12 protein-coding genes are annotated in these 12,992 nt (G+C 31.6%); 8 read left to right on the top strand and 4 right to left on the bottom strand.

All coding sequences use genetic code 11. The annotated features are described in order from the left end of the window. Positions 1-57: 57 nt before the first annotated feature. A complete protein-coding gene (locus tag D1815_RS15175) occupies positions 58-1,005 on the bottom strand; it encodes a hypothetical protein (RefSeq protein ID WP_199726750.1) in 948 nt (315 codons plus the stop codon). A gap of 118 nt (positions 1,006-1,123) precedes the next feature. Here D1815_RS15175 and D1815_RS15170 point away from each other — a divergent pair, with 118 nt between their 5' ends. The 7 genes from D1815_RS15170 to D1815_RS15140 all read left to right on the top strand — a co-directional run bounded on the left by D1815_RS15170 (position 1,124) and on the right by D1815_RS15140 (position 9,127). Next, the gene (locus D1815_RS15170) at positions 1,124-2,305 is read left to right on the top strand and encodes a sensor histidine kinase (RefSeq protein WP_233557611.1); all 1,182 of its coding nucleotides are present in this window, start codon (positions 1,124-1,126) and stop codon (positions 2,303-2,305) included. Further along, entirely contained in the window at positions 2,295-3,005 is a 711-nt protein-coding gene (locus D1815_RS15165; RefSeq protein ID WP_118387964.1) for a LytTR family DNA-binding domain-containing protein, read from the top strand. Before D1815_RS15170 ends, D1815_RS15165 begins: the two co-directional genes overlap by 11 nt. An 86-nt stretch (positions 3,006-3,091) precedes the next feature. Beyond that, entirely contained in the window at positions 3,092-4,252 is a 1,161-nt protein-coding gene (locus tag D1815_RS15160; RefSeq protein WP_027394785.1) for a beta-ketoacyl synthase N-terminal-like domain-containing protein, read from the top strand. A gap of 102 nt (positions 4,253-4,354) precedes the next feature. Further along, positions 4,355-5,458 (top strand): biotin synthase BioB, encoded by a 1,104-nt coding sequence (gene bioB, locus D1815_RS15155; RefSeq protein ID WP_118387962.1) that lies wholly within the window; start codon positions 4,355-4,357, stop codon positions 5,456-5,458. A 54-nt stretch (positions 5,459-5,512) separates the two neighbouring features. After that, the gene (locus tag D1815_RS15150; RefSeq protein WP_027394787.1) at positions 5,513-6,379 is read left to right on the top strand and encodes a cupin-like domain-containing protein; all 867 of its coding nucleotides are present in this window, start codon (positions 5,513-5,515) and stop codon (positions 6,377-6,379) included. Between the two features lie 68 nt (positions 6,380-6,447). Beyond that, entirely contained in the window at positions 6,448-7,587 is a 1,140-nt protein-coding gene (locus D1815_RS15145) for an AraC family transcriptional regulator (protein WP_118387960.1), read from the top strand. A gap of 154 nt (positions 7,588-7,741) precedes the next feature. After that, on the top strand, positions 7,742-9,127 hold the full coding sequence (locus tag D1815_RS15140; RefSeq protein ID WP_118387958.1) for a S41 family peptidase: 1,386 nt from the start codon (positions 7,742-7,744) through the stop codon (positions 9,125-9,127). Positions 9,128-9,143: 16 nt separating this feature from the next. On the opposite strand, the gene D1815_RS15135 is transcribed toward D1815_RS15140, so the two are convergent. The 3 genes from D1815_RS15135 to D1815_RS15125 form a co-directional block, all read right to left on the bottom strand. Beyond that, complete coding sequence (locus D1815_RS15135) at positions 9,144-9,620, bottom strand: regulatory protein RecX (protein ID WP_027394790.1); 477 nt, start codon at positions 9,618-9,620, stop codon at positions 9,144-9,146. Between the two features lie 56 nt (positions 9,621-9,676). Then, positions 9,677-11,215 (bottom strand): Rne/Rng family ribonuclease, encoded by a 1,539-nt coding sequence (locus D1815_RS15130; RefSeq protein ID WP_027394791.1) that lies wholly within the window; start codon positions 11,213-11,215, stop codon positions 9,677-9,679. 287 nt (positions 11,216-11,502) lie between these two features. Beyond that, on the bottom strand, positions 11,503-11,793 hold the full coding sequence (locus D1815_RS15125) for an HU family DNA-binding protein (RefSeq protein WP_024768281.1): 291 nt from the start codon (positions 11,791-11,793) through the stop codon (positions 11,503-11,505). A 131-nt stretch (positions 11,794-11,924) separates the two neighbouring features. On the opposite strand from D1815_RS15125, the gene mutY reads away from it, so the two are divergent. Beyond that, the gene (gene mutY / locus D1815_RS15120) at positions 11,925-12,977 is read left to right on the top strand and encodes an A/G-specific adenine glycosylase (protein WP_118387956.1); all 1,053 of its coding nucleotides are present in this window, start codon (positions 11,925-11,927) and stop codon (positions 12,975-12,977) included. Positions 12,978-12,992 lie beyond the last annotated feature (15 nt).

Below are 12,992 nucleotides of genomic sequence, written 5' to 3'. Positions count from 1 at the left end.
AAGTGCTTTTTGGTTACTCTATAGGTAGGAATTTCTGTTGTTTTGTTACAGATATATTTATTCATAAAGATAGTTTCCTGCCGCGTTGCCCATTTTTCTCATATTATGACCAACATTGGGAATTACTTTTAGTTCCCAATTAAATAGATACCCCATTTCTTCGGCTTTTGATTTGGCTACTTTAAAAAAGTACTTTGCTCTTGCTAATCTATGTAATCCTTGTTTGTCTACAGTTTTGGAACGCAGTAAAATTCCGCCAGTTTCATTTTCATTATCTAATTCGCCAACAAAAATTACTAGTTTTTGAGAAAAAGCTTTTTTTAAATCTTGTTTTGAAAGGTTAAGAGCTTCTATGCCAAACGGATATTTTGTGTCAAAATCGGTTAATGTATAGCTACCAGAGTTTGCAGCAATTATTTTATTTGCTTTCGATTTGGTATGCAAAATAGCAAATCGATGTAATATCTGCCCTCCTGCGGAATGTCCGAATATATCATAACTTTTTTGAGAACTATTTAGAGCAGCTATTGCTGATTCAAATATGGTATCGAAATCATGATATATCCATGTTGTTTTATCTAAATTTAGTCGAATAGAAGTTTTGTCTTCATCAAGAAAGACCTGATTTGTATTTTCGATGAAAGATATGCTTTCGCGGGTATTTACATCTTTGACAATTCCTCCTAGATGATAATCCTCATACTGATATTCTATTTCAGGATAACTGGGAGATAAGATTAGAATATTGTGCTTTTCAGATTCCTCAATCCAGCTATCTCGATAACTATCACCATTTCTGCCAGACCCAGGAATCACTAATAAGACCTTTGATGAAGGATTAAATTTTTTTGGTTTGTAATAATGAACCGTAATGATTTTGTTTTCATTCCCTTTACCTCCTTTAATGGTAAATATTCCGGGGCCTTCTTGGATAGATATTTTTTTATTTTGACCAAATGTAAAAGATACACAAGCTAAAATTATAAGGTATACTATTCGTTTCATTTTGATATAAATTTTAATGTTTTATCAAAAATTGGAAATTTATAACCTATTATTTTTTGATATCGATTACTTAGATAAGTAAGCGCCTAGAAAAGTGGTTTTCAAAGACCTATTGTATTTGTCATTAAAACTCGATGATTCATTAGTTTTATGGAGTTATTCGTCGATAATTAAAAATAATCTAGACATATTTATTACTTTAGATTATATGGCTTTTGATTGGATCTTTTTAGAAAAACTAATAGTAAGACTACAGAAAAAGGAATGGACAAGGCATTTGATTTTTTGGGTTGTAGTAGTCTTAAGCTTTATCGCAAGGGATCGAATTCTTGATGAGCATACTTTGTATACATCTTGGGTTCGTCAGATATGTCTTTTAATTCCGCAACTAATCGGATCCTATTTTTTAGCATATTATTGGATTCCAAAATATATCGTTAGTAGTAAGAAGTTCCTTTATATATTATTTCTGTTTCTGATTGTATACGTTACTATTGTTTTAGCAAGATATTTAATTATTCATGTTTCAGAAACCCTTACTAGAACGTTGCCTTATAGACAAGAATCTTTAGTAGAAATAGTATTGGATTGGAAGAAATTATTATCAGAATACTTCACTCCTATTTATGCTGTGGTACTAGGGTTTCTTTTTATAAAATTCTTTATTCATTATATGGAGACTAAACAAAAAACGTTACAAATCGATAAAGAAAAAATTGAGACAGAATTAAATTTATTAAAAGCACAACTAAACCCACATTTTTTGTTTAACACTTTGAATAATATTTACCTTTTAGCATTAGAAAATTCTTCAAAAACAGCTTATTCTATTGAAAAATTATCTGAGATTCTAGATTACATTTTATATAGATGTACTGATAAATATGGTTCTTTAAAAGGTGAGGTAAAGATGTTAGAAAACTATATAGAATTAGAAAAGTTGAGGTATGATGATCGATTACAGGTGACTCTAGAAAAGCATATAGAAAAAGATATAAATATAGCACCACTGATTCTACTCTCTTTTGTAGAAAATGCTTTTAAGCATGGTGCTGGAGAAGATAGTGGTTCTCCTAAGATCGATATTTTGATTAGTTATACTAACGGATTATTTATATTTAATATCTCTAATACCGTTGATGCTGTCCCAGATGATAGTCAAAAAAAGAAAATTGGACTTGCCAATATCAAAAAGCAGTTAGATTTATTATATAATAACCAATATAAATTAGAAATAAATAGCAACCAGAAAAACTTGTTTGTGGTCGAGTTGAAAATAAAAATTACTAATGAAAACTAGATGTTTACTTGTAGATGATGAACCACTGGCAATACGGCTGCTAGAAAACCATATTTCTAAAATAGATTCTTTAGAGATAGTTGCTACTTGCAATAACGCAATCAAAGCGCTAGAGATTTTAAAAAAAGAGAAGGTTGATTTATTATTTTTAGATATAAAAATGCCAAATATTACAGGGTTAGAATTTTTAAAAACCATAAAAACTCCTCCAAAAACTATTATTACTACTGCATATAGAGAATATGCGCTAGAGGGATATGATTTAGATATTTTAGATTATTTACTGAAGCCCATTACGTTTGAAAGATTTTTTAGAGCAATAGAACGTTTTTTTAGAAATGAACAAGAGACGATTTCGTTTTCTGAAAAGAATAAGGAATCTACAGAAGAATGTTTACTTGTAAAAACTGGAAATAAATATCATAAAATACATCCTGATGATATTATGTATGTAGAAAGTCTAAAGGATTATATAAAAATATATACGAATACAAAAGAGATACAAACGAAATATAAAATCAGTGATTTTGAAAAAGTACTCCCCGAAAAATCATTTTTAAGAATTCATAGATCTTTCATCATTAATTTGGATAAAATAACGGCCTATACCCAGCATGATATAGAACTTGGTCTTATAGAAATTCCTATTGGAATTAGTTATAAGGAAAAAGTATATTCTCATCTAAAAATCAAAAAGTAATTTGATAATTATGATCCTATATCAATTAATAAATTAACAGTTGAACATGCGAGAACAAACCCCTACATTTGTTCAAAAATTAAGTGTTGCAAAACCCAATATCGATAACTGGAATTTCATCTATATCCCCTCTAGGAATTTCGTCTGAGGAGATCTGGAACTTATATAAACAATCATCACATCGGATTACTTTTGAAGACTTTGCTGGAAGTATAGCGCCAGTTGCAAAATTAAATTCAATATCAAGAAAAGAAATAGAAAAACTGAAGGAAAAGAATTCTCAATATGCTTCTTTGGATGATTCTGTTTTGTTTGCTTTATTAGCAGCAAGAAATGCTGTAAAAGATGCGAACTGGGGAGATGAAGTAGATTTTGGAATTAATGTTGGATCTTCTAGAGGAGCAACGAGTCTTTTTGAAAAATATCATAAAGAATTTATAGAAACTAATCAATCCTCTACATTAAGTTCGCCAACAACTACATTGGGTAATGTATCTTCTTGGATTGCTCAGGATTTAGGATCTAATGGCCCGGATATAAGTCATTCTATTACCTGTTCTACTGCTCTGCACGCAGTATTAAATGGTGTTGCTTGGTTACAATCTGGTTTAAGTAATAAGTTTTTAGTTGGTGGTAGCGAAGCTCCTTTAACTCCTTTTACTATCGCCCAAATGAAGGCTTTAAAAATTTATGCATCAGAATCTAAAGATCCTTATCCTTGTCAGGCAATGAATTGGGATAAAACTAGTAATACAATGTTTTTGGGAGAAGGTGCTGGAGTGGCTTGTTTGGAAAATGGAATTTTAGAAAACGCTATTGCGTTGATTACAGGAATTGGATATGCTACTGAATCATTAACACATAATATATCCATATCTACAAATGCGGATTGTTTCCAGAAATCAATGAAGATGGCCTTAGGAACTACGAAGGTAGAAGCTGTTGATGCAGTGGTTTTACACGCTCCTGGAACTGTAAAAGGAGATCAAGCGGAATATAATGCAATTAAGGCTGTTTTTGGAGAAGCTGTTCCTGCGTTAACAACCAATAAATGGAAAATAGGTCACACATTTGGAGCTAGTGGAATTTTAAGCATGGAATTGGCTGTTTTAATGATGAAACATCAGGAATTTATATCAGTCCCTTATATAAAGCATAATGTAATTCCTAAAAAATTGAATAAAATTATGGTAAACGCTGTCGGATTTGGAGGAAATGCGGTTAGTATTCTGTTAGAACTACCATGAAAGTTAATATAGATTGTTATTAAAACTATCGAATTTGATAAAGCTAATTTGTGTTTTTTGATTTTAAACAATTACTTTTGAAAATTCACATACCATTGATTTATGAGCGTTATTAGACACGATTGGACATCACAGGAAATATTAGATATATACAATAAACCATTAATGGAGTTGCTTTATGAAGCGGCATCTGTACATCGTGAATATCACGATCCTAATACAGTTCAAGTTTCTACATTACTATCTATTAAAACAGGAGGTTGTCCAGAAGATTGTGGGTATTGCCCTCAAGCTGCAAGATATCATACTGATATAGAAGGTAATGATTTAATGAGTGTACAACAAGTTAAAGCACAAGCGCTTCGAGCTAAAGCATCTGGGAGTTCTAGAGTATGTATGGGAGCTGCCTGGCGTAATGTAAAGGATGGACCAGAGTTTGATAACGTATTAGAGATGGTGAGAACTATCAATAAGTTAGAGATGGAGGTTTGTTGTACATTAGGTATGATAACAGAAAATCAAGCTCAGAGATTGGCAGAAGCGGGATTATATGCTTATAATCATAATCTAGATACATCAGAAGAATATTATAAAGAAGTGATTTCTACCCGAGGTTATGAAGACCGTCTTCAGACTATTGATAATGTGCGTAAAACTAACGTTACTGTTTGTAGTGGAGGAATCATTGGAATGGGTGAAAAGGCTGAAGATCGTGCTGGGATGTTAGTAGCTTTAGCAAAATTAAGTCCACAGCCAGAATCTGTTCCTATTAATGCACTTGTAGCAGTTGATGGTACACCAATGGAAGATCAAACACCTGTTGAAATTTGGGATATGATTAGAATGGTAGCTACAACTAGAATTGTAATGCCACAGACACAAGTAAGACTTTCGGCAGGGAGAACAGAAATGAGTAGAGAAGGACAAGCTATGTGCTTTTTTGCAGGAGCAAATTCAATTTTTGCAGGGGATAAATTATTGACAACTCCTAATCCAGATGTTAATCAGGATATGGAAATGTTTAAAAAATTAGGATTGAACCCACAAAAACCTTTTGTTAAGAAAGCACAACCCGATACAGTTGAAGCTGAGAATTCTAAGTTTGAAGCTAAAGGAGAAAAACCTAAATGGTCTAGGCCTGAGCATGTCATTGAAAAGAATGAACTTGCTAAACAAAAGGGGAAAGAAGCTTTACTTAATAAATAATTTTGAAGTTTATTAAACTTTGAAAAACAAGGTTTTAGAATTATTTTTTAGTTAGTGGGATTAAATTTAGAGCAAATATCAAGAGTAGAAACAATTACTAAAGAAGAATTTTTGAGGGATTATTTTATTCCTCAAAAACCTGTAGTAATTGAACGACTAATTGAAGATTGGCCGGCATATCAGAAATGGAATTTAGATTATATTAATGAAGTTGCTGGAGATAAAGAAGTGCCTTTGTTTGATGATAGACCGATAAATTCTGAGTTTAAGTTTAATGAACCTCATACTAGCATGAAAATGAGTGAGTATGTGGACCTCCTAAAAAAGAAACCTACCAATTATAGAATTTTCTTGTATAACTTGTTGAAAGAGGTGCCAAAACTTAGAGAGGATTATAAATATCCTGAAATAGGATTGAGACTACTAAAAAAAATGCCTTATTTGTTCTTTGGTGGTGGTGGTTCCAAAGTATTTATGCATTATGATATAGATTTAGGTAATATTCTTCACTTTCATTTTCATGGAGAAAAACAATGTATTCTGTTCCCTCCTTCGGAAACAAAGTATTTGTACAAGGTCCCTCATGCATTAATCGCCCATCAAGAAATTGATTTTACAAATCCCGATTTAGAAAAATGGCCTGCTCTTAAAAAAGCAAATGGATATATTGCAAATCTTACACATGGCGAAACGTTGTATATGCCAGAAGGATATTGGCATCAAATGACTTACCTTACTCCCGGATTTTCAATGAGCATTCGAGCAATGGCAACTAGATTTGGGAATATGAATAAAGCAGCATACAACATTCTTTTTATGCGCTATTTCGATAATGTTATGCGCAGGATTGGAGGTCAGAAATGGATGGATCATAAAAATGAGTTGGCTATTAAAAGAACCAATAAACGGAATAGCTTATAATTATAGAAAGCTTGCAACCTTTTTAATTTCTTTTTGTCTTTATTATTAGAAATTATAAATCTTTCTTGATGGAATTTGTGAATATTATTCTATTAATAAGTGTTTCGCAAGGATTTCTTTTTGGTTTTGCGATTTTGTTTTCTCCTTATTTTAAAAGTTCCACAAATAAATATTTAGGGTATTCAATCTTGATTTTAGCGTTTTTGATGTTTAATGTATATCTAGATACCTTAAATGTATATGAACAATATCCCGAGTTTTTAATCTTATATGATATAGAGTTGATATTCTTATTCCCTGTTTTTTTCTTCCTATATATATTAAAATCAATTGATCAAGATTTTGTAGTAGAGAGAAAATGGAATTGGTTGTACATTCCGTTTATGTTTTCTGTTATATTGAATGTAGTTTATAATTTAGAGCACATTTACAAATGGGAAATATCGTTTTTATCTGATCAAGCATTAATGTATGAATGGGCTTTTGGCCTGCAAGAATTCGGATATTATTTTTATAATTTTGTAATCGCTATTTGGGCTTATAATATTCTTAAGCATAACAAGTATACGAATCAAATGCATGGTAAATGGCTTAAAAAATTATGTATATATGAGGTTTCATTAGTTACTTGTTGGATCTTAATAGATGTTGCTGATATGATTTTTAATATAGGTTATGATATAGGCATCTCTATCATATGCACTATTACCTCATTTTTTATATTTTGGATTGTATATAATGGGATTTACTCTTTGAAAATAAGTAATTTCAAGAATAGTGATGTCAATTTTAATGAAGATACTCTAGAGCCTAAAAATCCTAAAGTTTCAACTCCGGAGCTTTCTTTTTCCAAAGACAATATATATTTCCAAAAGTTAGAAGGTTTATTGGAAAAAGATTATATCTATCGAAACCCTAATTTGAATCAAGAGATGGTCGCACAGACCTTAAATATAAGCTCAGGTTATCTTTCTCAGATCGTAAATGATGTTACTAAAAAGAATTTTACCGCCTATATAAATTCTTATCGTGTAAATGAAGTAAAGGAGATGATACTTAATGAAGAGTTTGATAAATATAGTTTACTGTCAATTGGTTTAGAAGCAGGTTTCAAAGCTAAGTCTACATTTTACACTTCTTTCAAAAAAGAAACTGGATTAACCCCCAACCAGTTTAAAATTGATCATAAAAAGGTACAGTTTTTTTAAATTTTAATAATTCCGAACACCATTTTTTTATTAGCTATCTAGTTTTGAATCAAATCAAAGGTTGGATCAATTTATTTTGATTCAGGGATTAATCTGATGCAACTGATTGATTGTTTAATTGTCAATAGTGATATAATTCTTAAAATGTGATGTTATGATTTTAGATTTTTTTAAAAAGTATTTCTTAGTATTAATTATGGTTTTTTTAATTGGATGTAAATCAGATGATGATACTCCAGTAATTGAAGAAGATACTATAAATGGGTTTTGGTTAGCAGAAGATAAAGGGTATGTGATTGAGTTTACAGATGATCAAGACATCCTTTATAATGTAAATACTTCTGGTTGTTCAATTGCGGATGATAATTTTAAAATAGAAGAATTAGCAGGTCTTCAATTAGAGGTGCTAAATAATAATGAACTGATTGGGAGATCAGAATTAATAGCCTCAGATATTAAATTTATAAGGTTAGAGAATCAAAATGAATTTTGTTTAGCTGATCAGATTTCGGAGACTGATGATCCAAAAGTTAATTATGATCATTTCTGGAATATTTTTAATGATTATTATGCTTTTTTTGAAACTAGAAATGTGGATTGGTCGCAATACGAGGATTTAGGTGAACAAGTAACTTCCGAAAATTTTTATCAGATTATTGGGGAACTAGTTTTATTGCTAAATGATGGTCATGTTGCAATTGATGATGAAGAAAATAATATTAGTATAGATGCTGGTTTACCCAATTTATTAGAGCGATTAAATGCAGGATTAACAGGGGATTTAATTATAGATTCTGATGAAACTTATAATGTGCTTTATAATCAACGGTTAGAGATTATCGGGTTAAAATACCTTGGTGGAGAATATAAACTAGATGAGAGTGGAAATATTGCTTGGGGTATGATTAATAATAATGTTGGTTATATAAATGTTTTAGGAATGCAAGGCTATAGTGATGATGAAAGTACAGAATTACAGGTTTTGAATATTGTTCTGGATGAAATGATGGATGATTTTAAAAACTCTGGAGTTTCTAAACTAATAATAGATGTTCGTTTTAATGGAGGAGGCTATGATATGGTATCTGTAGAGATAGCATCTAGATTTATGGATCAAGAAAGATCTGCATTTTCTAAGAAAGCTAGGTTAGGAGATAGTTTTACCGAAACGACTTCCGTTTCGGTTAGTCCTAAAGGAGATTTTCAGTACACTGATGAGATTATTTTACTAACAAGTCCATTAACTGCTAGTGCTGCAGAAATTTTTACTCTATGCCTGAAAGATTTATCATACGTTACTATTGTAGGTGATAACACGAATGGAGTTTTTTCTGATATTTTGGTTCACGCATTACCAAACGGAGCATTTGTCGGATTATCTAATGAAATATATAGTGATGCGCAAGGAGTAATATACGAGTCAATTGGAGTAGGACCTCTTGAAGTAAACAGAGTTCCTCTATTCGCAAATGATGATTATTTAGAAGAAAAAGATAGTGGTATAGATAAAGCTGTAGAAATATTAAGTAATCGGAACTAAGTGGTGTTTTTTGTGATTAAAAAAGCTCATTAATTTTCTCAAAAACTAATTGGTTTTCCCACCCTCTATAGAGGAGATAATCAATTAGTTTTTTTCTTTTTTTGAAGGTGTCCGAATCTGTTATTGAATTAAATTTCTTTTCTGCCAAATCATGAAAAGTTTCCAGGTATTCATTTTCAGAGATTTCTTTTAACGCTACTTTAGTACAGTATTCGGATATTTGTCTGAATTTTAATTCTCTAATAATTCGTTGTTTACCCCATTTCTTAATTCGGAATTTTCCTCTTGCAAAACTTTTAGCAAAACGTTCTTCATTAAGAAAATTATGTTCCAAAAGGTGTAGAATGATCTTTTCTTTTGCCTCAGGAATCAGTTTCATAGTATTAAGTTTTTGAGAAACATCCTTATGACAACGATCTTGATAAGCACAGTAGTGCTCCATCTTTTTAATTGCTTCTGTAACGGTAATTGATTCGGGTGTTTTATGGTACATTATTACAAATATAATAAACAAAAAAACCCAGCCTACAATGTAAGCTGGGTTTCATTTTATTTTATCATTTCTCCGTCTTTATCGTGGAAATGATATTCTAAATACGTGTAAGCGTCTCTAGGTATAATTTTTACCCATCTTTTATGGTCCATGAACCATTTAGATCGGGCGGATGGAAATCCTTTAGTTAAAAAAGCTGCAATAAAAGGATGCGCGCTAAGCGTTAACTTTTTATGTTCTTTTTTAATTAATTTTTCTAAATCGACCTTTATTTTATCTACTAAAACTATTGGCGCCTCAACTTCGCCATTTCCTCCGTTAGGGTTTTCCTCACGGGTTTTGATATTCATTTCTGGTCGTACACGCTGTCGCGTTATTTGAATCAGGCCAAACTTACTTGGCGGTAAAATTTTATGCTTTGCCCTGTCGTCTTTCATCTCTTCACGTAAGTGGTTGAAAAGTGTTCTGCGGTTATCAGCATTATTCATGTCTATAAAATCGACTACAATAATACCTCCCATATCCCTAAGACGTAGTTGGCGTGCTACTTCGGATGCACTGATTAGGTTGACTTCTAGTGCAGTGTCTTCTTGGTTTTTGGCTTTGTTAGATCGATTTCCACTATTTACGTCAATGACGTGCATTGCCTCAGTGTGTTCGATTACAAGATAGGCTCCCTTACTCATGGATACCGTTTTACCAAAACTTGTTTTGATTTGTCGTTCGATACCATGTTTTTCAAAAACAGGTACTTTAGACGTGTGTAACTTTACGATAGATTCTTTTTTTGGTGCAATTTCTTGCAGATAATCTTTGATTTGGTTGTAGAGATCTTCTTCATCTACAACGATCGAAGTGAAGGTGTCATTAAAAACATCTCTTAATATAGAGGATGCTCTATTCATTTCACCTAAAATTTTTGATGGATGGGGTGCTTTGTATAATTTTTTACACATAGACTCCCAGCGACCCACCAAGTTTTGCAAATCTCTGTCTAGTTCTGCTACTTTCTTGCCTTCTGCTACAGTACGAACAATAATTCCAAAACCTTTTGGCTTAATACTTTTTACCAGTCTTTTTAGACGTTCTTTTTCTTCTGATGATTCTATTTTCTGAGAAATAGATACTCTGTTAGAAAAAGGTACTAATACAATATATCTACCGGCAATCGAAAGCTCTGAGCTAATTCGAGGGCCTTTTGTAGAAATAGGTTCTTTTACTATTTGTACTAATAGCGATTGATTTGATTTTAACACATCGGTTATTACTCCGTGTTTATCAATATCGTTCTCAAAAGGAAAATTCTTAAGAGAATAATCTTTTAATTTACCTGTGCTTACACGTTTAATGAATTTAAGTAAAGAAGATACTTGAGGGCCCAGATCGTGGTAATGCAGAAATGCATCTTTTTCATAACCCACATTTACAAATGCAGCGTTAAGACCTGGAACAGCTTTGCGGATTTTGGCAATAAAAATATCACCTACTGCAAAATTGCTGTCGTCTTCTTCCTTATGTAATTCAATTAGTTTTCCATCTTTTAATAAGGCAAAATCAGTAGAGGAACCAGATCTAATGATCAATTCTTTGTTCACTCTGATTAGATTTTTATCCACCTCGATATATTCGAGACAGATGGATTAAACAAATTTTTTCACAGGAATTTTATAATTCCGTTGAAATAAAGTCTTATAAAGGTAGTGATATAAGATACTTTATTTCGATTTCAAAGAACATTCTTAAATAGAAAAAGTAGTTAGAAAACTACTTTTTCTTATGGCGATTAGCTCTTCTTCTCTTTTTACGCTTGTGCGTAGCTACCTTGTGTCTTTTACGTTTTTTACCACTTGGCATAGTGCGTCTATTTATTGATTATTAATTGTTACTTAACTTCTACGTTAGTTTTTACACCTTCCACAAATACTTTTGCCGGTTTAAAGGCAGGAATATTATGTGCAGGTATTTTGATTGTAGTGTTTTTAGAAATGTTACGGCCAGTTTTTTCAGCTCTTGTTTTGATGATAAAGCTACCAAAACCTCTAAGGTATACATTATCACCGCTCTCTAAAGAACTTTTTACTTCTTCCATAAAGGTTTCAACAGTTGCCTGAACATCTCCTTTTTCAATTCCTAGTTTTTCTGAAATTTTTGCTACAATATCTGCTTTAGTCATTATATTACCTATTTAGGGGTTTTTAAATTTTCAAGGGGGCAAATATAGCAATTTAAAATCCAAAATATCAATACTTAAGATGAAATTATCATCTTTTAAAGGTTTAATTTTACAAAACTTACAATTTTCACATGATTTTTTATAAAAAACTCATTACGTGGTACTTACAAAACAAAAGATCGATGCCATGGCGAGAAACAATCGATCCATATCACATTTGGTTAAGCGAAATCATACTTCAACAGACGCGAGTTGCACAAGGATTACCATATTATTTGTCATTTACCGATCAGTATCCTACTGTTTTTGATTTAGCAAATGCAGAAGAAGAACAAGTGCTAAAACTATGGCAAGGATTAGGTTATTATTCTAGAGCCAGAAATTTACATGCTACTGCGAAATATATAGCAAATGAGCTTAATGGTATTTTTCCTTCTAACTATAATGATTTATTAAAACTAAAAGGTGTGGGTGATTATACCGCCAGTGCTATAGCTTCGATATGTTATAATGAAGTGGTTCCTGTGGTAGATGGTAATGTATATCGCGTTTTATCTAGATATTTTAATATTAACACTCCTATTAATAGTACTCAAGGAATTAAAGAGTTTAAGAAAATTGCTTTTGAGTTAATTGATCCAGAGCAACCCGCTACCTATAATCAGGCGATTATGGAATTTGGAGCGTTGCAGTGTAAGCCACAAAATCCATATTGTATCGTTTGTCCATTAAATGATAGTTGTGAGTCATTAAATAAAGGAACAGTTACATCATTACCGGTTAAATTGAAAAAAACTAAAGTCAAGAAAAGATATTTCAATTACCTGATATTTTCTGTCAGTGATCAATATACTATTATTAAACAACGAACAGGCAAAGGCATCTGGCAGAATTTATACGAGTTTCCACTGATAGAAAGCGAGAATGACGTAGACCTTGATTATATAAAAGAACATGTTCTGTTTAAAAGTTTATTAGGAGATTTATCTTATGATATCACTTGCTATGAAGAAACATTTAAAATACATAAACTTTCGCACCAGCACTTATATACTCGATTTTATATCATAAAAACCAACAAAAAGCCCAAAATCAATACTGAACTAGAGCAGGTTAAAATAGATAATATTCGCGAATATCCAGTTCCTATATTATTAGGTAATTTTATAGATAGCTTTTTTTAGGTATGATGCTTTTTT

Origin of the sequence: Aquimarina sp. AD1, assembly GCF_003443695.1 — a bacterium.
Lineage (GTDB): Bacteria > Bacteroidota > Bacteroidia > Flavobacteriales > Flavobacteriaceae > Aquimarina > Aquimarina latercula.
Note: the sequence above shows the minus strand (reverse complement) of the source record. Positions and strands in the feature narration are given on the sequence as shown.